General features: G+C 74.5%; 17 protein-coding genes. 9 read left to right on the plus strand and 8 right to left on the minus strand.

What is annotated here, in order from left to right:
* Positions 1 to 6: 6 nt before the first annotated feature.
* Positions 7 to 924, plus strand: a complete 918-nt coding sequence (locus tag WD341_RS12760) for a DMT family transporter (protein ID WP_368425842.1) — start codon at positions 7 to 9, stop codon at positions 922 to 924.
* On the opposite strand, the gene WD341_RS12765 is transcribed toward WD341_RS12760, so the two are convergent.
* On the minus strand, positions 899 to 1534 hold the full coding sequence (locus WD341_RS12765) for an SCO family protein (protein ID WP_368425843.1): 636 nt from the start codon (positions 1532 to 1534) through the stop codon (positions 899 to 901). The two genes, WD341_RS12760 and WD341_RS12765, sit on opposite strands and share 26 nt — an antisense overlap.
* 177 nt (positions 1535 to 1711) lie before the next feature.
* On the opposite strand from WD341_RS12765, the gene pyrF reads away from it, so the two are divergent.
* The 7 genes from pyrF (at position 1712) to WD341_RS12800 (ending at position 8767) form a co-directional block, all read left to right on the plus strand.
* Positions 1712 to 2470, plus strand: coding sequence for an orotidine-5'-phosphate decarboxylase (gene pyrF, locus WD341_RS12770; protein ID WP_368425844.1), 759 nt, complete (start codon positions 1712 to 1714; stop codon positions 2468 to 2470).
* 109 nt (positions 2471 to 2579) lie between these two features.
* A complete protein-coding gene (locus WD341_RS12775) occupies positions 2580 to 3404 on the plus strand; it encodes a hypothetical protein (protein ID WP_368425845.1) in 825 nt (274 codons plus the stop codon).
* A gap of 46 nt (positions 3405 to 3450) precedes the next feature.
* Positions 3451 to 4098, plus strand: a complete 648-nt coding sequence (locus tag WD341_RS12780) for a phosphoribosylanthranilate isomerase (protein WP_368425846.1) — start codon at positions 3451 to 3453, stop codon at positions 4096 to 4098.
* A gap of 108 nt (positions 4099 to 4206) precedes the next feature.
* Positions 4207 to 5427, plus strand: coding sequence for a tryptophan synthase subunit beta (gene trpB, locus WD341_RS12785; protein WP_368425847.1), 1221 nt, complete (start codon positions 4207 to 4209; stop codon positions 5425 to 5427).
* The gene (gene trpA, locus WD341_RS12790; protein WP_368425848.1) at positions 5424 to 6293 is read left to right on the plus strand and encodes a tryptophan synthase subunit alpha; all 870 of its coding nucleotides are present in this window, start codon (positions 5424 to 5426) and stop codon (positions 6291 to 6293) included. Before trpB ends, trpA begins: the two co-directional genes overlap by 4 nt.
* 4 nt (positions 6294 to 6297) lie before the next feature.
* Positions 6298 to 7443 carry an acetyl-CoA carboxylase, carboxyltransferase subunit beta gene (accD, locus tag WD341_RS12795; RefSeq protein ID WP_368425849.1) on the plus strand — a complete coding sequence of 382 codons (1146 nt, stop codon included), beginning with the start codon at positions 6298 to 6300 and terminating at the stop codon, positions 7441 to 7443.
* 34 nt (positions 7444 to 7477) lie between these two features.
* Positions 7478 to 8767 carry a folylpolyglutamate synthase/dihydrofolate synthase family protein gene (locus tag WD341_RS12800; protein WP_368425886.1) on the plus strand — a complete coding sequence of 430 codons (1290 nt, stop codon included), beginning with the start codon at positions 7478 to 7480 and terminating at the stop codon, positions 8765 to 8767.
* Between the two features lie 308 nt (positions 8768 to 9075).
* On the opposite strand, the gene trxA is transcribed toward WD341_RS12800, so the two are convergent.
* The 6 genes from trxA to tsaE all read right to left on the minus strand — a co-directional run bounded on the left by trxA (position 9076) and on the right by tsaE (position 18446).
* On the minus strand, positions 9076 to 9396 hold the full coding sequence (gene trxA / locus WD341_RS12805; protein WP_368425850.1) for a thioredoxin TrxA: 321 nt from the start codon (positions 9394 to 9396) through the stop codon (positions 9076 to 9078).
* Between the two features lie 119 nt (positions 9397 to 9515).
* Positions 9516 to 13088: a double-strand break repair helicase AddA gene (gene addA / locus WD341_RS12810; protein ID WP_368425851.1), complete on the minus strand. Its 3573-nt coding sequence runs from the start codon at positions 13086 to 13088 to the stop codon at positions 9516 to 9518.
* Positions 13085 to 16144: a double-strand break repair protein AddB gene (gene addB / locus WD341_RS12815; RefSeq protein ID WP_368425852.1), complete on the minus strand. Its 3060-nt coding sequence runs from the start codon at positions 16142 to 16144 to the stop codon at positions 13085 to 13087. Before addB ends, addA begins: the two co-directional genes overlap by 4 nt.
* 7 nt (positions 16145 to 16151) lie before the next feature.
* Positions 16152 to 16874 (minus strand): nucleotidyltransferase family protein, encoded by a 723-nt coding sequence (locus tag WD341_RS12820; protein ID WP_368425887.1) that lies wholly within the window; start codon positions 16872 to 16874, stop codon positions 16152 to 16154.
* A gap of 97 nt (positions 16875 to 16971) precedes the next feature.
* Entirely contained in the window at positions 16972 to 17982 is a 1011-nt protein-coding gene (locus WD341_RS12825) for an aminoglycoside phosphotransferase family protein (RefSeq protein WP_368425853.1), read from the minus strand.
* Positions 17979 to 18446, minus strand: a complete 468-nt coding sequence (gene tsaE, locus WD341_RS12830) for a tRNA (adenosine(37)-N6)-threonylcarbamoyltransferase complex ATPase subunit type 1 TsaE (protein WP_368425854.1) — start codon at positions 18444 to 18446, stop codon at positions 17979 to 17981. The genes WD341_RS12825 and tsaE overlap by 4 nt, the downstream gene beginning before the upstream one ends.
* A 197-nt stretch (positions 18447 to 18643) precedes the next feature.
* Here tsaE and WD341_RS12835 point away from each other — a divergent pair, with 197 nt between their 5' ends.
* Complete coding sequence (locus tag WD341_RS12835; protein ID WP_368425855.1) at positions 18644 to 19696, plus strand: NAD(P)/FAD-dependent oxidoreductase; 1053 nt, start codon at positions 18644 to 18646, stop codon at positions 19694 to 19696.
* Between the two features lie 7 nt (positions 19697 to 19703).
* Here WD341_RS12835 and WD341_RS12840 read toward each other — a convergent pair whose 3' ends face one another.
* Positions 19704 to 21773, minus strand: a complete 2070-nt coding sequence (locus WD341_RS12840) for a PAS-domain containing protein (RefSeq protein WP_368425856.1) — start codon at positions 21771 to 21773, stop codon at positions 19704 to 19706.
* Between the last annotated feature and the right edge of the window lie 177 nt (positions 21774 to 21950).

A 21950-nucleotide genomic window follows, 5' to 3' on the forward strand; every position in this document is an offset into this window, starting at 1 on the left:
GGGAGCATGACGGGCGAAACCGGGAACAGGTGGAGCGCGGAGGCGCCGGGCTGGCTGCCGCTGGTCCTGGTGATCGCCGTCGGCACGCTCTGGGGCGCGACCTTCTCGATCGGCAAGATCGCCGTCACCCACGGCATCCCGCCGGCCGCCTACGCCTTCTTCCAGTCGTCCGGCGCCGGGCTCGCGCTCCTGCTCCTGGCTCTGCTGCGCGGCGAGATCGCGCGGCCGCGGCCGCGGCTGCTGCTCTACGGTCTGGTCTCGGGCACGCTGGGGCTGACCCTGCCGAACATCAACTTCACCGTGGTCATCCAGCACCTGGAGGCGGGCACCATGGCGGTGATCATCACGCTCGCGCCGCTCGCCACCTACGTCGGCGCGCTGTCGCTCGGCATGGAGCGGCGCTCGCGGCGGCGCGTCGCCGGGCTGCTCTGCGGCTTCGCCGGCGCGGCGATCCTGCTGGCGCCGGGCGCGACCGTGCCGGGCGTCGACCAGAGCGGGTGGATCCTGCTCGCCGTGCTGACGCCGCTCTTCTACGCGGCCCAGGGGCTGTTCGCGGCCCGCTACCTGCCGGTGACGGTCGGCTCCCAGCGCCTGGCGCGGCTGATGCTGTGCGGCGCCGCCCTGACCTCGGGCGTCGCCATGGTCGCGACCGACTCGGTGTATGTGCCGCGCGGCCTCGGCACGGCGGAGATCGCCATGCTGCTGCAAATCGCCGTCTCCTCGGTCGCCTACGTGATCGTCTTCGAGGTGCTGCGCCGCGCGGGGCCGGTCTATTTCAGCCAGGTCGGCTACGTCGTCACCGTGACCGGCGTGCTCTGGGGCATGGCGATCTTCGGCGAGCGCCCGACTCCCTGGCTGATCCTGGCCGGGCTCCTGGTGCTCGGCGGCCTCTACCTGGTCAGCCGCCGGCCACCGCCTGACTGATCATAGCGGCGAGGGCGTCCGGCGCGTCCTGGTGGGTGCCGTGGGTCAGGTAGCGGCCGTCCGGCCCCATCAGGAAGATGAAGGAGCTGTGGTCCATCAGGTAGTCGCTGGCGCCCTCGTCCTCGACCTTCCGGTAGAACACCCGGTAGGCCTTGGCGGTCTCGGCGACCTGCTCCGGCGTGCCGGTCAGCGCGACCAGCCGCGGATGGAAGCTCTCGGCATAGCCCGCCAGGTGCTCGACGGTGTCGCGCTCCGGGTCGATGGTGAAGAAGATCGGCGTGACCTGGGCGGCGACCTCGGGGTCGCTCTGCTCGAGCTCGTCCAGCGCCTGGGTCATGTTCCACAGCGCGACGGGGCAGACATCGGGGCAGTAGGTGTAGCCGAAGTAGATCAGGCGGTACTGCCCGGCGAAGTCGTCGCGGGTGCGGGTCTGGCCGTGCTGGTCGACCAGGGTGAAGGGCCCGCCGATCGCCGCCTGCCCGCTCGCACCCTGCCCGCTCGCACTCTGCCCGGTGCCCGGGTCGTTGACGTCGTAGAAGCGCCAGGCGGCGTAGCCGAGGGCGACGACCGCGACCAGCAGGGCGAAGAGATAGGTCTTGAGGCTGGGCATGAGGGGCGTCCGGCAGGGCTGCGAAGCGGCAGGTTTAGGGCAAGCGGCCCGGCGACGCCAGAGACCGGCCGTCGCAGGGGGCGCGCCCTTTGCCCATCTGCCGGCCCTTTCCGGATTTGCCCGACGCGCCAAGCTCGTGTAGTGCCTCTTCTCGCAACACCCGAGGGGAGCCCCGCCATGAGTCTCGCCCGCGCCTCGGCCTCGGCCACGACCTCGTCCAGTGCCCCGCCGTCGCCGACGGAACGTCTCTTCGTCGCCCTCGACACCCAGGATCTGGAGCGCGCCGGCCAGTTGGTCTCGGCCCTGCGCGGCACTGTCGGCGGCTTCAAGATCGGCAAGGAGCTCTTCACCGCCCAGGGGCCCGACGGGGTCCGCGCCGCGATCGGCGGCGAGCCGCTGTTCCTGGACCTCAAGTTCCACGACATCCCGACCACCGTGGCCGGGGCCCTGCGCTCGGCCCTGCACCTGCGGCCGCGCATCGTCAACGTCCATGCCTCGGGCGGGCCGGCGATGCTCAAGGCCGCGGTCGAGGCGGTGCGCGAGGCCGCCGAGGACCTGGAGTGCGAGCGGCCCTGGCTGGTCGCGGTCACGGTCCTTACCAGCCTCGACGATGCCGACCTCGTCGCCGTCGGCCAGGACGCGCCGGCCGGGCGGCAGGTGCTGCGCCTGGCGCGCTTGGCCCAGGACTGCGGGCTCGACGGCGTGGTCTGCTCGCCGCGCGAGATCGCGCCGCTGCGCGAGGCCTGCGGGCCGGGCTTCCGCCTGGTCGTGCCGGGCATCCGGCCGTCCTGGTCGGACAGCGGCGACCAGAAGCGCGTGACCACGCCGCGCGATGCCGTCGAGGCCGGGGCCGACGTGCTGGTCGTCGGGCGACCGATCACGTCCGCCGACGACCCCGCGGCGGCGGCGCGGCGGATCGCCGAGGAGCTTGCCTGAGCGGCGACGGGCTCCGGGTACTGGAAGGCGACCCCTGCGGTCGCCAGATCTAGGACGAGCGGTCAGGTCCAGCGAGCGGGCCGGAAACGGAAACGGCGGAGGGGCAGGCATGGCCGGCAGCGGCGAACTCGACTGGAGCCGCACGACAGGCGGCGGCCCGATCAAGCTGACCTACGCCGAGGTCATGCGCGACGCCCTGGCGCTGCTGCGCCGCCAGCGGCTGGAGATCGGCCGGCTGCTGCTGGCGCCGCTGCTGATCGCCTTCGCGGTGCAGACCGTCAACCTCTTCACGGCGCCGAGCGAGGGCATGGGCGCGGTCTTCGGCGGGCTCGGGCCGGTCGCCTTCCTGATCACGGTCTACCTCGGGGTCTGGCTCGCCGTCTCGGTGACGCGGCTCGTGGTCTGGGGCCGCGTGGAGAGCTACCTGCCGCTCTGGCGGCGCGCCGACTGGCGCTACTTCGGGTACATGCTGCTGTTCTGGTTCGGCTTCATCCTGGTCGCCTTCTTCGTCAGCGCGGTCCTGGGCGTCGGCGCGGCCGGCCGGGCCTCGGGAGAGGTCACCGGCATGGTGGCGGCGGCGCTGCAGGCGCTGGTCGTCGCCGGTCTCGCCTGCCTCTACCCCTTCGCCCGGTTCTGGCTGATGCTGCCGGCCGCTGCCCTCGGCCCCGGCTTCGGCCCGAAGCGGGCCTGGGCGCTCAGCGCCGGCAACGGCGGCACCCTGGTCGCCCTGGTGGTGACCCTGGTCGGCCTGGTGCTGGCCGGCGGCCTGTTCAACATGGCCGTCGTGCTGCCGCTGTCGGGCCTCCTGGGCTCGCCGATCCCCGGCCTGGCCGCGGCCCAGGCGATCAACCTCGCGCTCGGCGTCTTCGCCGCCGTGGTCGCCGCCTCGGCGCTCGGCCGGCGCCTCGGCCCGGCGCTGCCGCCGGGAGCCTGAGGGCGGCGGCTGGACAAGCGGCGCCGCCGTCGCTAGGTGAAGCGCCATGGCCCTGGAAAGCAAGATCTGCGGCGTCTCGGACCGCGCCGCCATCGAGGCCGCGGCACGCGGCGGCGCAAGCTGGATCGGCCTGGTGTTCTTCCCGCCGAGCCCGCGCGCGGTGACGCCGGAGCAGGCCGAGGCGCTGGCCGCGGCGACGCCTGCCGGCCTCGGCCGGGCCGGCCTCTTCGTCGATCCGGACGACGCCCTGCTCGAGCGCGTGCTCGCCCGGGTGCCGCTCGAGCTCCTGCAGCTGCACGGCTCCGAGGCGCCCCGGCGCGTCGCCGAGATACGCGCCCGCTTCGGCCGGCCGGTGATGAAGGCGATCAAGGTCGCCCAGGCCGAGGATCTGGAGGCGGTCGAGGCCTATGCGCCGGTCGTCGACCGGCTGCTGTTCGACGCCAAGGCGCCGAAGTCGATGGCCGGCGCGCTACCCGGCGGCAACGCCCTCTCCTTCGACTGGCGGCTGCTCGCCGGGCGCCGCTGGCCGCGGCCCTGGATGCTGTCGGGCGGCCTGAAGGCGGAGACCTTGGCCGAGGCCGTCGCCACCACCGGCGCCGCCGCCGTCGACGTCTCCTCCGGGGTCGAATCCGCGCCCGGTGCCAAGGATCCGGCGCTGATCGCGGCCTTCCTGGAGCGCGCGCGCTCCCTGTGAGCGGCGGCGGCCGGCGGCCGGCCGCGGATCGCAGCGCCCGCGCCCGCGTTGCTTGACCGGACGCTTTGTTGCAGAGTGCCGCCGCTTACCGAGAAAGATCCCGAAGCGATGACCCAGTCCCTGAACACCTACCGGTCCGGTCCCGACGAGACCGGCCATTTCGGCATCTACGGCGGCCGCTTCGTCGCCGAGACCCTGATGCCGCTGATCCTGGAGGTCGAGAAGGCCTACGGCGCGGCGCGTCGGGATCCCTCCTTCCAGGAGGAGTTCGACTGGTACGCCAAGCACTACATCGGCCGGCCGAGCCCGCTCTACTTCGCCGAGCGCATGACCGAGCACCTGGGCGGCGCCAAGATCTACTTCAAGCGCGACGAGCTGAACCACACCGGCGCGCACAAGATCAACAACACCCTGGGGCAGATCCTGCTGGCCCGGCGCATGGGCAAGACCCGGATCATCGCCGAGACCGGCGCCGGCCAGCACGGCGTCGCCACGGCCACGGTCTGCGCGCGCTTCAACCTGCCCTGCGTCGTCTACATGGGCGCCACCGACATCGAGCGGCAGGCGCCCAACGTCTTCCGGATGAAGCTGCTGGGCGCCGAGGTGGTGCCGGTGACCAGCGGCACCGGGACCCTCAAGGACGCCATGAACGACGCCCTGCGCGACTGGGTCGCCAACGTCGAGAGCACCTTCTATATCATCGGCACGACCGCCGGCCCGCACCCCTACCCGGCGATGGTGCGGGACTTCCAGTCGGTCATCGGCAACGAGGTGCGCAGCCAGCTCGCCGAGTACGAGGGGGAGGGCCGGCTGCCCGACACCCTGGTCGCGGCGATCGGCGGCGGCTCCAACGCCATGGGCCTGTTCCACCCCTTCCTCGACGACCCCGGCGTGCGCATGATCGGGGTCGAGGCCGCCGGCCACGGCATCGCCAGCGGCGAGCACGCCGCCTCGCTCAACGGCGGCCGGCCCGGCGTGCTGCACGGCAACCGCACCTACCTGCTGCAGACCGACGACGGCCAGATCATCGACGCCTACTCGATCTCGGCGGGCCTCGACTACCCCGGGATCGGCCCGGAGCACGCCTGGCTGCACGACAGCGGCCGCGTCGACTACGTCGCGATCACCGACAAGGAGGCGCTCGACGCCTTCCAGCTCTGCACCAGCCTGGAGGGCATCATCCCGGCGCTCGAGCCGAGCCACGCGCTCGCCCAGGTGATCAAGCTGGCCCCCGAGCTGCCCGGCGACCACGTGCTGGTCGTCAACCTCTGCGGCCGCGGCGACAAGGACGTCTTCTCGGTCGCCAAGTACCTGGGGGTCGAGCTGTGAGCGCCCTGCTGCCCGAGGCCGCCGCCGGGCTCGAGCGCTCCGAGACGCGCCTGACCCGCCGCTTCGCCGCCCTGAAGCGAGAGGGCCGCGCCGGCCTCGTCACCTTCGTGACGGCCGGCGACCCCGATCCCGAGACCGCCTTCGAGATCCTGAGCGGCCTGCCGGCGGCCGGCGCCGACGTCATCGAGCTCGGCATGCCCTTCTCGGACCCCATGGCCGACGGTCCCGCGATCCAGGCCGCCGGGCAGCGCGCGCTCAGGACCGGCATGACCCTGCGCCGGACGCTTGAAATGGTGCGCCGCTTCCGCGCCGCCGACGGCGAGACGCCGATCGTGCTGATGGGCTACTACAACCCGATCTACTCGATGGGCGTCGAGGCCTTCCTGACCGAGGCGACGGCGGCCGGCGTCGACGGGCTGATCATCGTCGACCTGCCGCCCGAGGAGGACAGCGAGCTCTGCCTGCCGGCGATCGAGGCCGGCATCGACTGGATCCGCCTGGCGACCCCGACGACCGACGACGCCCGCCTGCCGATCGTGCTGACCCACACCGGCGGCTTCGTCTACTACGTCGCGATCGCCGGCATCACCGGGACCCGCTCGGCCGCGGCGACCGACATCGAGGCGGCGGTGCAGCGGCTCAAGCGCCACACCGACCTGCCGATCGCCGTCGGCTTCGGCATCCGCACGCCGGAACAGGCGGCCGAGATCGCCCGGGCCGCCGACGCGGCGGTCGTCGGCTCGGCGCTCGTCGACGTGGTTCGCCGCCACCTGGACGAGGGCGACAGGGCCCAGCCCGGCCTGGCCGCAGCGGTCCACGACCTGGTGCGCGCGCTGGCCGGGGGCGTCAGGGCCGGGAGACGCTGAAGCGATGAACTGGATCACCAACTACGTCCGGCCGAAGATCCGGGCGCTGGTCAGCCGCACGGACCTGCCCGACAACCTGTGGGAAAAGTGCCCGGCCTGCGGCCAGATGATCTTCCACCGCGAGCTCGAGGCGAGCCTGCGCGTCTGCCCGAGCTGCGGCCACCACATGCGCATCGGCGCCCGGCGGCGCCTCGAGCTGCTGTTCGACGAGGCCGACTTCAGCCTGATCGAGCTGCCCGAGTCGATCGCCGATCCCCTGCGCTTCCGCGACCGCGAGCGCTACAGCGAGCGGCTGCGGCGCAGCCGCTCGGCGACCGGCCGCCAGGACGCGCTGCTGGTCGCCCACGGCACGATCGGCGGCGAGAAGGCCGTGGTCGCGGCCTTCGACTTCTCCTTCATGGGCGGCTCGATGGGCATCGCCGTCGGCGAGGGCCTGCTCGCCGCCGCCAAGCTGGCGGTCGCCCAGGAGGCGGCGCTGATCGCGGTGCCGGCCTCGGGCGGCGCGCGCATGCAGGAGGGCATCCTGTCGCTGATGCAGATGCCGCGCACGACGGTCGCGGTCGAGATGGTCAAGGACAAGGGCCTGCCCTACATCGTCCTGCTGACCGACCCGACGACCGGCGGCGTCACGGCCTCCTTCGCCATGCTCGGCGACATCCACATCGCCGAGCCCGGCGCGGTCATCGGCTTCGCCGGGGCAAGGGTCATCGAGGAGACCATCCGCGAGACCCTGCCCGAGGGCTTCCAGCGCGCCGAGTACCTGCTCGAGCACGGCATGGTCGACCTGGTGGTCAAGCGCTCGGAGCTGAGCGAGACTCTGGGCCGGATCCTGCGCCTGCTCGCCGAGCGCCACCCAGAGGCCGAGGTCGTGCCGCTGCGCCCGCTCGAGGACGAGCCGGCCGCCACGCCCGGGCCCAAGCCGGTGGTACCCGTTCCGGCGCAGGTCCAGGGCCCGGCGAGCGCGCTCGACTCCACCGCCGAGAAGGCGGTCCGCAAGCCGGCTCCGGCGCCGGATCGCCCGGCCGCGGCCCCGCCGGCCGCCGAGTCGCGGCCCGCGGCGCCCCAGCCCGCCGCCAAGCCCGCCGCCGCCAAGCCCGCCGCCGCCAAGTCCGTCGCCAAGGACGAGCCGGAGCGTGGCCCCGACGGGTGATCCCGTGCCCGGCGATCCTGTGCCCGGCGATCCTGTGCAGGCGGCGTCCAGCGACGCGGTGCTGGCGCGCCTGCTCGCGCTCCATCCCAAGGTCATCGACCTCTCGCTCGGCCGGATCGAGCGGCTGCTCGCGCGCCTCGGCCACCCGGAGCGCCACCTGCCGCCGGTCGTCCACGTCGCCGGCACCAACGGCAAGGGCTCGGTCATCGCCTTCCTGCGCGCCATGCTCGAGGCCGAGGGGCGGCGCGTCCACGTCTACACCTCGCCGCACCTGGCGCGCTTCTCTGAGCGCATCCGGCTCGCCGGCACCCTGATCGAGGACGCGGCGCTGACGGCCCTGCTGGAAGAGTGCGAGGCGGTCAACGGCGGCGCGCCCATCACCTTCTTCGAGATCACCACGGCGGCCGCCTACCTGGCCTTCAGTCGCCAGCCGGCCGACGCGCTGCTGCTCGAGGTCGGGCTCGGCGGCCGGCTCGACGCCACCAATGTCGTCGAGCGGCCGCGCGCGACCTGCATCACACCGGTCTCGCTCGACCACCTGCAGTACCTCGGCGACACCCTGGCGGCGATCGCCTTCGAGAAGGCCGGCATCCTGAAGCCCGGCGTGCCGGCGGTGATCGCCCCACAGGAGCCGGCGGCGCTCCAGGTGATCGAGGAGCGGGCGGCCGCGGTCGGGGCGCCACTAACCGTGGTTCAGCGGACCTGGCGCAGCCGGCCGGGACCCGAGGGCTTCACGCTGGAGGGGCCGGAGGGCAACAGCGACTGGCCGCGCCCGGGGCTGCGCGGCGACCACCAGGTCGACAACGCCGTGACCGCCCTGGCCCTGGCCGATGCCCTCGGCGAGCTCGCGCCGGGTCCAGCGGCGCGGCGGCGCGGTCTGGTGACGGTCGAGTGGCCGGCGCGGCTGCAGCGACTGACCCGCGGTCCGCTGCCGGCCGCCCTGCCGGAGGGGTGGGAACTCTGGCTCGACGGCGGCCACAACGCCGGCGCCGGCGCGGCGCTCGCCGCCTCCTTCGCCGACTGGGGTGGGCGGCCGCTGCACCTGCTCTACGGCATGCTCGACAGCAAGGCGGCCGAGGATTTCCTGCGCCCCCTGGCACCCCACGCCACGAGCCTGAAGGCCGTCGCCATCCCCGGCGAGCCGGCGACGCTCAGCGCCGGGCAGGCAACCGCCCACGCCCGGGCCTGCGGCATTCCCGCCGCCCCCGCCGGCTCGGTCGCCGAGGCCCTGGCCGCGATCCTGGCCGCGGGCGGCCCGCCGTCGCGCATTCTGATCTGCGGCTCGCTCTACCTCGCCGGCCACGTCCTGCGCGAGAACGGCTGAGCTTCCCGCGGGGCCAGGCCTGGATCCGCCGGCGTTGCCGCCACGGCGCTTGCGTGGTTCGACGGGCTCACCACGAAGCGAGGGGAAGGGCGGGGCGGCGTCGGGCAGCGGCGGGCGCCGTCGCCCGGTCGCGCTTCATGGTGAGCCTGTCGAACCATCGGAGCGCGAGGGAGCGCGGGCGGGGCGAGAGCCTCACCTCTTCCGTAATCCCCTCGCGTGGCTTTGCCAGTCCCTAGGCAAGCCCCCAAAAGCAGAACCCCCGCCGAGCGGGCGGGGGTTCGTCGCGGTCGGTTGCGGCGCGGGAGGCCTCAGACGTTGGACTCGATCCAGGACTGCAGGGCGTTCTTGGGCAGGGCGCCGACCTTGGTCGCGGCGACCTGACCGTCCTTGAACAGCATCAGCGTCGGGATGCCGCGCACGCCGTAGGTGGCCGGGGTCTTAGGGTTCTCGTCGATGTTCAGCTTGGCGACGACGACCTTGTCGCCAAGCGCCTCGGCGATCTCCTCGAGGGCCGGGGCGATCATCTTGCAGGGGCCGCACCACTCGGCCCAGAAGTCGACGACTACCGGCTTGTCGGCCTTGAGCACGTCAGCCTGGAAGCTGTCGTCGCTGATTTTCGTGGTCGTCATTCTAAGCTCTCCTCCAAAACCCTTGTCGCGCCTCGCTGCCGGCTCCCCGGAAGGGGAGAGCCCGACACAGCGGGCTCGGGCGCGTGTCGAGCGTATATGGTCCGCGGCCCGGTCCGAGGTCAAGGCGCGTGGCGGTCGAGCAGCGCGTCCGGAAGCCGCATCAGGCGCGGCCCGTCGGTCCAGAGCAGGGCGCAGCCGACCGGCCGGCCGGGATAGATCCGGCGCAGAAGCAGGCGGTAGGCCGCGAGCTGCGCCAGATAGGCGGCGGGCACGCCGTCGGGATCGGCGGGTGCCGGCCGCTGGGTCTTGAAGTCGAGGACCAGAACCTGTTCCGGCGTGACGCAGAGCCGGTCGATGCGGCCGCTGATCACCTGCGGCCGCCCCTCGGCGTCGGCGGCCAGGCCGATGACCGGCGCCTCGGCACGGCTGCCGGGGCCGAAGAGAGCCGCGAAGTCCGGCTCCTCCAGCACGCCCAAGGTCGCCGCCAGGATCTCCTCGCGGGCCGGCCGCTCGAGGCCGTGGACCGGCGCGGCCAGGAAGCGCTCGGCGGCCGCCCCGCGCCGCTCGGCCGGCAGCTCGGGCAACGACTGCAGCAGGCGGTGGATCAGCAGGCCGCGCTGGAAGCGGCCGAGGCCGCCGGCCTCCTCCCCGGACCCCAGCGGCGAGCGCGGCGGCGGCTCCGGCAGGCTCGGCCGCGAGGGCGCCAGCGGCTGCGGCGGCTCGGCTTCGGCCGGCGGCGCCTCGCGCAGCCAGTCGGGCACCGGTCGCCCGGCCGCGCCGGCCGCCGCGCGCGTCAGGAGCGGCGCCTGGGGGGCGGCGCGCTGGGGCGTCGCCAGGCGCCAGCCCGGGCCGCTCCAGCCCTCGGCGCAGAGGCCGGTGAAGTCGAACTCGGCGGCTTCGCCGCAGGCGCCGAGGCCGGCCTCGGCCAGGCGGTACCAGCAGTCCTCGGGCGCCGCCTGGCGCCCCTCCCAGCCGCAGACCACGAGGCGATCCTCGGCGCGGGTCATGGCGACATAGAGCAGCCGGCGATGCTCCTCGTCCTGGCGCTCGGCGAGGCGGTTGCGGGCGTCGAGCGCGACCGGCTCGCCGAGCTCCTTGCGCGGCAGCCAGATCGGCAGGGGCGGAGCCGCGCCGCCGGCTTCCGCGGCCGGCTCGAGCCAGAGCAGGCGCTCGCGCGGCCTCGGCTTCTGCAGGGTGTCGGGCAGGATCACGATCGGCGCCTGCAGGCCCTTGGCGGCGTGGGCGGTCATCACCCGGACCTTGTCCTGGCCCTGCTCCAGGTCGCGCTTGATCTCCTGCCCGCCCTGGTCGACCCAGTGCAGGAAGCCCTCCAGCGAGGGCGTGTGGTCGCGCTCGTAGGCCAGGGCGAGGCCGAGGAACTCCTCGATCGGGTCGGCCGCCTCCTGCCCCAGGCGGGCAAGCAGGCGGCGCCGGCCGCCCTGCTCGAGCAGCTCGGCGTAGAGCTCGTAGGGCGCCACGAAGTCGGCGCGCGCACGCTGCTCCTCCAGGAAGGCGAGGGCGCCGGCACAGTCGGCGTGACGCCCGGCGGCGCTGCGCAGGCTGTCCCACAGGCTGCCCGGCCGCCGCCAGCAGAGCTCGAACAGGCGCTCCTCGCCCAGGCCGACGAGCGGGCTCTTGAGCAGGCTGGCCAGGGTCAGGTCGTCCTCGGGCAGCAGCAGGACGCGGCCGAGGGCGATCAGGTCCATGACCGCCAGCTGCTCGGACAGCACCATGCGGTCGATGCCGGCGACCGGCACGCCGCGCTGCTTGAGCGCGCGCACCAGCTCCTCGACGAAGGCGTTGCGCCGCCGCACCAGGACCAGCAGGTCGCCGGGCCCGACCGCCCGCCCGCGGCTCTCGAGCCAGCCCTCGCCGCCCGGCAGAGCCTCGGCCGGCGACAGCCAGCCGGCGATGCGCGCGGCGATGACGCGGGCCAGGCGCGTCTGGGCCGGCACCTGGCCCGAGCGGGTCAGCGGCGGCGCCCAGTCCGGCTCCTCCTCGACGGTCGCGGCCGGGGCCGGCGGCCAGATCTCGACCAGGCCGGCCTGGCCGACGCGCACCGGGTCGTGCTCGAGCCAGCGGCCGGAAAGCGCGACGCCCCGATGCACCGCCTCGGGCTGGAAGGTCATGTCGACCGAGCGCAGCACGGCGTCGGCCGAGCGGAAGGAGTGCGAGAGCGCGACCGGCGACCAGCGCCGCTCGGCGGCGATCACGCGCCGGCCGAAGACGCCCTCCATGCGCGCGAACTCGTGAGGGTCGGCGCGCTGGAAGCCGAAGATCGACTGCTTGCCGTCGCCGACCGCGAAGACCGTGCGCGGCAGGGTCTCGCCGCGCGCCTCGTAGGCGCCTTGCCCGGCGAAGAACTCGCCGGTCAGGCTCTCGACCACGGCCCACTGGTCCGGGTTGGTGTCCTGGGCCTCGTCGACCAGCAGGTGGTCGAGGCCGCCGTCGAGCTTGAACAGCACCCAGGCGGCCAGGCCGGGGCGGGCGAGCAGGGCGCGGGTCTCGAGGATCAGGTCCTCGTAGTCGAGCACCGCCCGCTCCGCCTTGCGGCGCCGGTAGCGCGCCAGGATGTCGGCGGCCAGAGTGACCAGGGCGCCGGTCGCCTCGGCGAGGCGGATCGCGTTCAAGCGCTCGCGCAGGAGGCGCAGCCGCTCGGCCTCGGCGCCCATGACGTCGGAGAGGCCCGGGAAGAGCGCCTCGGCGGTCTTGGTCCCGAACTTGACCGTGACCTTGCCGTCCTTGGTGAAGAAGGCGCGCAGGTAGCTCTCGAAGCCTTGCGGTCGGGTCTCGGGCTCGGCCAGCCAGCGGCTGATCGCCTGGCCCCTGGCGAGGTCCTTGGTCTTGCCCTTCTGCAGGGCCTCGCAGCAGAGCTTGAGGCCGATCAGGTCGAGCGCCTCGTCGCGGCAGGCGGCCTCCAGCACCGACTCCAGGGTCTCGCCCGGCGCGACGCCGAGCGCCTCGGCGACGGCGCGGCCAACGCCGGCCGGCGAGCCGTGGCGCGCCAGCAGGGCGTCGAGCCGGCCGCGCTCCCGGATCAGCTCGTCGAGGACGCCGCGGAAGTCCTCGGCGTTGGCCAGGCCGGTGACCGCCGAGAGCGCGGCGTAGAGGCCGTCGTCGCCGGTCGCCTGCGCCGGGGCGTCGCCGGCCAGCCCGTCCCTGGCCGTCGCGCCGGCCGCCGCGAGGCTGCTCTCGAAGGCCTCGGACAGCAGCTCCTGCTGGCTGCGCTCGTCGAGCGCGCGGAAGTGGGGGGCGACGCCGGCCTCGAGCGGGAAGCGGGCGAGCAGCGACTGGCAGAAGGCGTGGATGGTCTGGATCTTCAGGCCGCCCGGCGTGTCGAGCACCCGCGCGAAAAGGCGCCGTGCCAGGGTCGCCTCCGCGGCCTCGGCCGGCCGGCCGAGCAGGTCGTGCAGGCGCCGGGCCAGCGCCGCCTCGTCGGCCGTCGCCCAGTGCCGCAGGCTGTCGGCGATGCGCTGGCGCATCTCGGCGGCGGCGGCCTTGGTGAAGGTCAGGCAGAGCAGGCGCTCGGGCCGGGCGCGCGCCAGCAGCAGGCGCAGCACGCGGTCGGTCAGCACCCGGGTCTTGCCGGTGCCCGCCGAGGCCGCGACCCAGGCCGAGGCCTCGGGGTCGGCGGCGCGGCGCTGGCGCGCCGCGGCGGCCTCGATCAGCTGGCGAAGGTCGGCGTCGCTCATTCGCCCTCGCTCCCGGCCAGCGACCATTCCTTGACCCGCGCCAGATGGTCGTACTCGCCGAACAGCGGCAGCCAGGCGCCGCCGCGCGGCCGGGCGTGATAGGGCGTCGCCTCCTCGGCGAAGGCGCGCACCAGCCTCTCCAGGCCCTGCCAGGCCTGCTCGGCGTAGAGCTCGACCTCGCCGCTGTGGGCCTTGATCTCGCCGGCCGGCTCGCCGCCGGTCAGGCGCCAGACCGCCAGCTCGACCGGCAACACCGCCGGCAGGTCGGGGAAGCCGCCGCGCGCCAGCAGCGCCGCCTCCAGCGGCAGCTGCGGCTTCAGGCCGCTCTCCAGCTGGCGGGCGGTCGGCGCCTGTCCGGTCTTGTAGTCGATCAGCACCAGGCCGCCGTCGCGGCGGCGCTCGACCCGGTCGGCGCGCGCGGTCAGGCGGAAGCCCTCGGCGACCTCGAGCTCGCCCGGCAGCTCGGCGAAGAGCGCCGCCAGGCCGGGCCGGCGCGCCTCCTCGGCCTGCACCACCCAGGCGGCGATGCGCCGGAAGCGCGGCCACCAGAAGGCGCGGACCGTCGGGCGGGCGGCCAGCGGCGCGAAGACCTCGGCGGCGATCCGCTGCAGCTGCGCCAGCGCGTCCGGCGGCAGGCGCTCGGGCCAGGCGCGCGTGAAGCGCTCCAGGGCGGTGTGGACCAGCGTGCCGCGGTCGGCGGCGCCGGGATCGGCGTCGATCGGCTCGAGCCGCTGCAGCCTCAGGATCTTGCCGGCATAGAGGGCGTAGGGGTCGCGCATCCAGGTCTCGACCTGGGTCACCGAGAGCCGGCGCGGGCGGGCGGCGAGCGGCGGCGTCGGCGCCGGCGGCGGCAGCGGCCGCGGCGGGCCCTCCGGCCGGTCCAGGGCCTCGGACCAGGCGGCCCAGTCGTGCTCCGGGTCGGCCAGCGCGTCGGCCTCGAGGCCGAGCGCCTCGAGCAGGGCGTCGAGGCGCAGCAGCCAGCGCGACGCGACCGCCGGCGCGCCCTCGACCCGCTCGGCGCGGGTCAGGCAGACCTGCCGGGCGCCGAGCGCCTGGACCAGGTCGTGGGCGGCCAGGCCGAGCCGCCGCTCCAGCGGCGGCAGGCCGAAGTCGCGGCGCATCGGCCGGCTGAGCCACGGCCCCGGCTCGGCGTCGGCCGGCCAGGTGCCCTCGTTGAGGCCGCCCAGCACCAGCAGGTCGAACTGCAGGAGGCGCGCCTCCAGGGGCCCCAGGATCGCGATGCGCGGGTGGCGGTTCCAGCGCGGCCGCACGACACGACCGGCGAGCAGCGCGTCCAGGAAGGCTGGATAGCGGCCCGGCTCGACCGCGACCGCGATGTCCTCGGACAGGGCCTGGCGCAGCTCGGCGACGAAGCCGGCCAGGGCCTCGCCGGCCTCGCCGGCCCACAGCTGGGAGGCGCCGTCGCCGGATTGGCTGTCGGCGAGGCGCTCGGCGAAGGCCAGGTGCGCGTCGAGCAGCGGCCGCGCCTCCCCGGCGCGCAGGGCTGCCAGGAAGGGCGCGGCGGCCTCCTCCAGCTCCTGGAGGAAGCGCCTGAGCCGGCGGTGGCGGGCGGCCAGGGCGCGCCGCCGGCCCTCGTCCGCGGTCCGTGCCAGCGTCTCGTCGTGCCAGCCGTCGAGGGCGTCGCGCAGCCCCGCGAAGCCGGCCGCCGGACGCGGCCCGCGCAGCACCGCCTGCTCCAGGTCGCGGACCTGGCGGCGGAAGGCGCCGGCCGGCATGCCGCCGGCGGCCAGCGGGTGCTTGAGCGCGGCCAGCAGCGCGAGCGGCGCGCACTCGCCGGCGCCCAGCTCCGCGGTCAGCCGCAGGAGCTGCGCCGGCGGCGTCGTGGCCAGCGGCTGGCCGGCGCTGTCGTCGATGTCGATGCCCCAGCGGCTGAGCGCGGCGGCGACCCGCCGCGCCAGGGCCCGGTCGGGGGTGACCAGGGCGGCGCGCCGGCCCGGGGTCTCCAGGGCGCCGCGCAGGAGCAGGGCGATGGCGCCGGCCTCGCTGCCGGCGTCGGGCAGGTCCAGCCGGACGACCCCGGCCAGGGCCTCGCGCGCCCGCGCCGGGTCGAGGGCGACGATCCGCTCGCGCCAGCGCTCGGCGGCCTCGGCCGGGATCAGCGCCAGCTCGACGAGCTCGGCGCGCAGCGGCGGCGTCGGCCCGGCCTCGGGGTCGCACCAGTCCGACACCGCCTCGCGCTCCAGCCCGAAGCGCTCGAGCAGGCGCGCCAGGTTGTGCTGCGGGTGGCCGGGATCCTCGCGCACCTCGGCCCAGACCTCCGGCTCGACGCTGCGGTCGAGACCGGGCAGCACGACCTCGCCGCCGGGCAGGGAGGCGACGCAGTGCAGCAGCGCCGCCGTCGAGGGAATCGAGCCGGTCGAGCCGGCGGCGATTACCGGGCCCGTCGGTGCCTGGCGGCGCCAGCGCTCGAGCTGCAGCTCGTGCAGCCGGCGCCGCCGCTCGGCGGGGCCGACGCTGCCGAGGGCGGCGTGCAGCGCCGGCAGGGTCTCGCCGACGATCGCCAGGAAGCGCAGGGTCTGCTGCCAGTGCACGGCGTGGGCGTCGGGGACCACCCTGTCGAGGTCGGAGAAGCTCAGCCCCTCGGTCTCGACCTCGTCGAGGAAGCTGGCGAGGCCCTGGGCGAGACGCAGCGCCTGGTCGAAGCTCGGCACCTCGAAGCCCGCGGTGCCCTGCGCCGCCTCCAGCTCGGCCCAGCGCAGGATCAGGCGGGTCAGCAGCAGCTGGCGGGTCAGGGGCGGCATCACCGGCGGCAGCGCCTCGAAGCCCCCCGCGAGCTCCTCGTCGCCGGTCAGCAGCAGCTCCTCGGCATCGAGGTCGCCGAGCGGCAGCAGGCTCGGCAGCAGCAGCGCGCGGCCCGCGCTGGCCCTCAGGAAGGCCTCCTGGAGCGCGCGGCAGGCGCGCCGGGTCGGCAGCAACACGGTCGCCCCGGCCAGCGCCTCGGGGTCGGGAAAGCGCGCCAGCAGGCCCTGGGCCAGGGCATCGACGAAGGATACCCCCGTCGGGATCGTCGAGACGCGCGGCCCTGGGTCGCTCACCGGGCGGTCATCCGCCGTTAGTGTCGTCGCGCCAGCCGCCGAGCTCCAGGGCCAGCTCGCGCTCGACCGCCGCGAGCGCCTGCGGCGTGCCGACGTGGTACCAGGCGCCCTCGTGGCGCAGGCCGAACAGGCGTCCCGCCGCGGCCGCCTTGTCCCACAGCAGGTTGAGCGAGAAGGCGCCCTCAGGCGCGTCCTCGAAGAGCCGCGGGGCCAGGATGTGCAGGCCGGCGTAGACGAAGGGCGCCAGCTTGCGCTCGGCGCGGCGGGTCAGCCGGCCGGCGGGATCCATGCGGAAGTCGCCGGGCCCCTCGTAGCCGAAGGCGCCGCTGCCCGGCTGCAGCAGGAGCAGGGCGTCCATGGTTTCCGGATCCCAGGCCTCGGCCAGGCGGCGCAGCGCCGGATCCGGCCCGTCGAGCCAGACGACGTCGCCGTTGGCGACGAAGAAGGGGGCCTCGCCGAGCTGCGGCAGCGCCCGCGCGACGCCGCCGCCGGTGTCGAGCAGCGTCTCTTCCTCGGAGAAGAGGATGCGCGGGCGCGTCCGCCCCTCCAGGTGCCGGCGCAGCTGGCCGGCGTGGTGGTGCAGGTTGACCACGGCCTCCTCGACGCCGGCCTCGGCCAGGCGGTCGAGCAGCTGGTCGATCATCGGCGCGCCGTTGACCGCGATCATCGGCTTCGGGCGCTCGTCGGTCAGCGGCCGCATGCGCTGGCCGAGGCCCGCCGCCAGCACCATCGCGCGGCGGATCGCCGCCGAGGCGTCGTCGTTCTTCCCTCGGTTCACGCTGCCCGCCCCGTTGTTCCTGCCGACCCGTCGTTTGCTGGCCCGTTCCTCACGCGACCCGCTTTGCCTCCGGCATGCCTCGCAGCTCCGGCGGCAGGTGCCGCTCGAACCAGGCGGCGACCGGCGCCAGCTCCGGATGGCGCAGCTCCTCCTCCAGCCAGCGCCAGAGGCGCGGCAGGTGCTCCAGGTAGCGCGCCTTGCCGTCGCGTCGGCTGAGCCGGGTGAAGATGCCGATGATCTTGCTGCTGCGCTGGGCGCCGAGCACCCAGTAGGCCGCCTCCAGGGCCGCGCCGTCCAGCTCCGGCCGGGCCGCGCGAAAGTGCGCCAGCAGGTCGGCGGCCAGCGCCTGGTCGACGTCGCGGCGGGCGTCGCGCAGCAGCGAGACCAGATCGTAGGCGGGCGGGCCGATCAGCGCGTCCTGGAAGTCGAGCAGGCCGCAGGCGGCGACCCCTTGCCGGCCCTCCAGGACCATCAGGTTGTCGACGTGGTAGTCGCGCAGCACCAGGGTCCGCGGCAGGCGCTCGACCGTGGGCAGCACCGCCCGCCAGGCCTCCCGGTAGCTCTCGAGCGTGTCCCGGTCGGGCTCGCGCCCGCTCGCCGCCGGCAGGTACCAGCCGGTCAGCAGCTCGGCCTCGGCCAGGAAGGCCGCCTGGTCGTAGGGCGGGATGCCGGCGCCGAGCTCGGCCGACCAGGCCCGCTGCAGGGCGACCAGGGTGTCGACGGCGAGCCGGTAGAGCGGCGCTTCCTCCCGGCCGGCGGCGAGCGCGTGGGTGAAGGTGTCGTCGCCGAGGTCCTCGAGCAGCACGAAGCCCCGCTCCAGGTCGGCGGCCAGGATCCGAGGGGCCGAGAGACCGAGGCGGCCGAGCAGCTCGGCCAGCCGGACGAAGCTCGCGGGCTTCTCGTGCTCGGGCGGCGCGTCCATCAGCACCGCCCGGCCGGCGGCTCCGACCAGCCGGTCGTAGCGCCGGAAGGAAGCGTCGGCGGCCAGCACGCGGCGCTCGGCGGCGCCCCAGCCGGCGCCCTCCAGGAAGCGCCGCAGCAGAGCCTCGCGCTCGCTCACGGGGCCAGCGCCCGCAGCCTCTCGGCCCAGCCGCCGTGCGGCTCGAGCGTCAGGCGTCGGCCGGTGCCGGCATGGGCGAAGCGCAGCACCAGCCGCTCGGCGGGCAGCAGGCTGCCGGCGCGCTCCGGCCACTCGACTAGGCTGGCGCCGGCGACCAGGGCTTCCTCCAGGCCGAGCTCCCAGACCTCCTCGGCGCGCTCCAGGCGGTAGAGGTCGAAATGCCAGATCTCCAGGGCGTCGCGCGGGTAGGTCTGGACCAGGGTGAAGGTCGGGCTCGGCACCTCCTCGCGGGGGCCGGGCAGGGCGTTGATCAGGGCGCGCGCGAAGGCGGTCTTGCCGGCCCCCAAGTCGCCCTCCAGGTACAGCAGGTCGCCGACGCGCAGCAGCGGCGCGATCCGCGCGGCGAAGGCGGAGGTCGCCGCCTCGTCGGGCAGCTCGACCGCCGGCTGCGACGGGCTCGGCACGGCGGCGACTGGGCCTCGGACTGGGCCTCGGACTGGGACTGGGAGCGTCGGCGCGGCAGGGCTCATGGCGCGGTTCTACACGGGCCGGGCGCGCTCGGGCAACGCCGCCATGGCCCTGCCGCCGGCTTCCTTGCCAATCCGGGCCGGGGCCGCCATCCTGCGGTCGACCCGCCTCCGTCCCTCCGCTCGAAGATCTCATGACCGAGACACCCCATCGCACGGACGTCGCCATCGTCGGCGCCGGTCCGGTCGGCCTCTTCGCCGTCTTCGAGTGCGGCATGCTGCAGCTGAGCTGCCAGGTCGTCGACGCGCTCGACGCGGTCGGCGGCCAGTGCGCGGCGCTCTATCCCGAGAAGCCGATCTACGACATTCCCGGCTATCCCAGGGTCCAGGCGGCCGAGCTGGTCGAGCGGCTGTTCGAGCAGGCCGAGCCCTTCGCGCCGCGCTACCACCTGGGCCAGCGGGTCGAGCGGCTGGAGGCCTGCCGATTCGACGAGGAAGCGGGGGCGCCGGACGGCTGGCGGCTGACCACCTCGAAGGGCGTCGTGATTGAGGCACGCGCCGTGATCGTGGCCGCCGGCGTCGGCGCCTTCGGGCCGAACCGGCCGCCGCTGACCGGCATCGAGGCCTACGAGGGCCGCGGCGCAGGCCGCGGCGTCCACTACTTCATCGCCCGGCCCGAGGCCTTCCGCGGCAAGCGTATCGTGCTCGCCGGCGGCGGCGATTCGGCGCTCGACTGGTCGATCATCCTGGCCGAGCTGGCCGCCGAACTCTACGTCGTGCACCGGCGCGAGAAGTTCCGCGGCGCGCCCGAGTCGGTCGCCCGCCTGCACGCCCTGGCCGAGGCCGGACGGCTCGAACTGGTCGTGCCCTACCAGCTCGACTCGCTGCAGGGCCGCGACGGCAGCCTGGAGGCGGTCGTGGTGCGCGACCTGGACGGCCGGCGCCGGACCCTTGAGGCCGACGTGCTGCTGCCCTTCTTCGGCCTGTCGATGAACCTGGGGCCGATCGCCGAGTGGGGCCTCGAGCTCGACCGGCACCTGATCCCGGTCGAGCCGACGACCTGCGCGACCAGCCGGCCGGGCCTCTACGCGATCGGCGACATCGCGACCTACCCGAACAAGCTCAAGCTGATCCTCTGCGGATTCTCGGAGGCGGCGCTGGCCGCCCACGCCGTGCGCCGCCGGCTGCACCCAGACGAGGAGCTGCACTGGGAGTACTCGACGACCAAGGGGGTGCCGGGCGGATAGCCTCCGGCTACTCGCCGACCAGGCGATCGGGCTCCTGCGGGGTCTGGGGGGCGACCGGCAGGTGGCAGGTCACCCGGGTGCCGTGGTCGACCGCGGAGTCCATCTCGATCCAGCCGCCGTGCAGCTCAATCAGGCTCTTGACCAGGGACAGGCCCAGCCCGGCGCCCGGCTGGCGGCCGCGGGTGCCGCTGTTGTCGACGCGCTCGAACTTGCCGAAGACCCGCGCCTGGTCCTGGGCCGGGATGCCGATGCCGGTATCGCTGACCGTGATCTGCACCTCCTTGCCGAGGTCGAGGGCCGACAGGGTGATGACGCCGCCCTCGGGGGTGAACTTGAAGGCGTTCGACAGCAGGTTGAACAGCGCCTGGGTCATGCGTCGCTCGTCGCACTCCAGCGGGCCGATGTCCTCGGGGCAGTCGAGCGCCAGCTCCAGGCCGCGCGCCCGGGCGCGCTCGCGCCACAGGTTCTGGGCGGCGACGAGCAGCGCGTGGAGGTCGACGCTGCGCCGGTCGAGCTTCAGGTAACCGGCCTCGATCGAGGCCAGGTCCAGGATGTCGTTGATCAGCCCGATCAGCCGCTGCGACGACTCGACGATCGCCTGGCTGTAGTCGAGCTGGCGCTCGTTGAGCTCGCCGAAGTACTGCTTCTGCAGGATCTCGGCGAAGCCGACGATGGCGTTCAGCGGCGTCCTCAGCTCGTAGGAGATGTTCGCCAGGAACTCGCTCTTCAGCCGGTCGGTCGTCTCCAGGGCGTCGTTGCGGTCGCGCAGGGCGCGCTCGACCATCGTCGAGTCGGTCACGTCCAGGAAGGTGTAGAGGCAGGCGCCGTCGGGCAGCGGCACCTGGGCGAAGTCGATGACCGAGCTGTCGGCCCGCTCGCGCCGGCCGGTGCGCGGCTCCGGCTCGGTGACGCGGCCGACCATCCGCTCGACGTAGTCGACCCAGCTCGGGTCGTCGACCTCGTAGAGGCTCCGCGCCGCCTGGATCAGCTCGCGGACGTGGGGCTCGCGCCCGAGCAGTTCCGGGGGCAGGCCCCAGATCCTCTGGAAGGCCGGGTTCGAGAGCTTCAGCCGCCCGTCCGCGCCGTAGACTGCGACGCCCTCGTAGAGGTTGTCGAGGGTCGCGCGCTGGACCTCGAGCAGGGTGTTGTAGGTGCGCTCAAGCTTGAGCGTGTCGGTCACGTCCTCGTAGGTGATCAGGACCCCGCCGAAGGGATGCGGGTGTACCGAGACGCGCATGGTGGTGCCGTCCGGCAGGTGCTCGAGCTCCTCGTAGGGCTCGATCAGGGTCTGGATCCGGCGCAGGTACTGGCGCTTGAACTCGCTGAAGTCGACCTGCTCGGGCAGGCGGCGCTGCTCGCGCAGCCGGTCCAGCACCTCGCTGAAGTGCGGCTCGCCGGCGAGCAGCGCCTCCTCGAGCCGCCAGAGCCGCAGATAGGCCGTGTTGTGGAAGCGGATGTGGCCGTCGCCGCCCAGGATGGCGATGCCGACGCCGAGCTTCTCCAGGACCTCGCGCTCGGCCTCGACGTGGCGCGCGAGCTCGCGCTTCATCTCCTCCCACTCTGTGAGGTCGCGGGCCGTGGCCAGCACCCCGCCGGCCGCGAGCCGGGTCTTGGTGAGCTCGAGCAGGCGTCGCTCGCCGGCGATCACGGCGTGGAGGCGGGCATTGCGCGAACCGCCCTCGGCCAGCACCCGCTGGGCCAGGCGCAGCGCCTCGCCCAGGTCGCCGCCCTCGAACAGCTCCGGGCTCGCCTCGGTGATTTCGCGGTCGCTGGCCACGGCCTTGCGGTAGGCCTCGTTGGCGTAGACCACGCGCATCTCGGCATCGCGCGCCCAGACGGGCTGCGGCAGTGCGTCAAGCAGGCTGGCGAGGCGCTCGGCCCTCTCTGCCTGGTGCTGGCGCTCGGCCTCGGCCCGGGCCAGCTGCTCGCCCAGGCCGCGCACGCGCTCGGCGACCTCCGCCTCCAGCGCCTCGGCCCGACGGCGCAGCGCGCGGTGCCGGACGGCCAGGAGGCCGAGGCCGGCCAGGGCGGCGCACAGGGCCGCCGCGAGCGCGAGGAGGATCGCCTGCTGCTCCATCACATCGGGCGGCTCGGCGCAGCCGCCGCACCGGGTGTCGCCCCCCGCCCAGCCGTGCCCGTCGCGATCACTCCGTCACTTCGCCCCCACCGGTGAAATCGAAGATCGAGGCGAAACGCTAGACGCATCCGCACCCGCCGGCAAGCGAACGGCCGCCCGGAGCTCTCCGGGCGGCCG

This window comes from Tistlia sp. (assembly GCF_040905785.1).
Taxonomy (GTDB): Bacteria; Pseudomonadota; Alphaproteobacteria; order Kiloniellales; family DSM-21159; genus Tistlia.